This is a genomic window from Hydrogenophilus islandicus, assembly GCF_054657095.1.
Genome location: NZ_BAAHXE010000075.1, coordinates 1 through 705, shown reverse-complemented (window position 1 = coordinate 705; position 705 = coordinate 1). Strand labels below are relative to the sequence as shown.

The window sequence follows — 705 nt, the reverse complement described above, 5'->3', positions numbered from 1 at the left end:
ACGCGCTTGGGCCAGGTTTTTCAAAGACCTGAAAGAAGGGAAAGAGGCGTCTGAACCGCAATTCAAGAAGAAAGGCAAGAGCCGCGACAGCTTCTATGTCGCGAACGACAAGTTTCGCGTGCGTGGCCAGACGATTCGCCTTCCCAAGGTGGGCGATGTAGCGATGACTGAAGCACTACGCTTTGAGGGCAAGATTCTCGGCGCAACCGTCTCGCGCATTGCAAACCGGTGGTATGTTGCGATTCAGGTAGAAGTGCCTGACCGTGTTTTTTACCGTCGCCGCACAGGAAATGGTGTCGTTGGCGTTGACCTCGGGGTGAAAGCCGCAGCGACCCTCTCCACCGGCGAGGTGATTGACGCACCGAAACCACTCAAAAGGATGCTGCGACGGCTACAGATTCGGGAGCGTGCCCAAAGCCGTAAACTGGAAGCAGCGAAAGTGGCGGTGGGAATTCCCCAAGAAGCGCCAATCCCGAAGGGAACGAAACTTCCCATTTCGAACAACTGCAGGAAAGTTGCCCAATCGTTGGCGCGGCTTCACGCCCGCATCGCCAACATCCGACGCGATTTTGTCCACAAGCTCACGACTCGCCTCTGCCGCCATAACCAAGCGGTGGTGATCGAGGACCTGAATGTCCAGGGGATGCTTCAAAACGAGAAGCTTGCCCGAGCGATCAGCGACGTGGGCTTTGGCATGTTCCGCCA

Annotated in this window: 1 protein-coding gene; it reads left to right on the top strand. The window is 56.7% G+C overall.

Translation table 11 applies throughout. The features are described from left to right. Positions 1-705, top strand: a 705-nt coding sequence (locus ACYQ6T_RS10715) for an RNA-guided endonuclease InsQ/TnpB family protein (RefSeq protein WP_459830704.1), incomplete at both ends; no start/stop codon positions are given.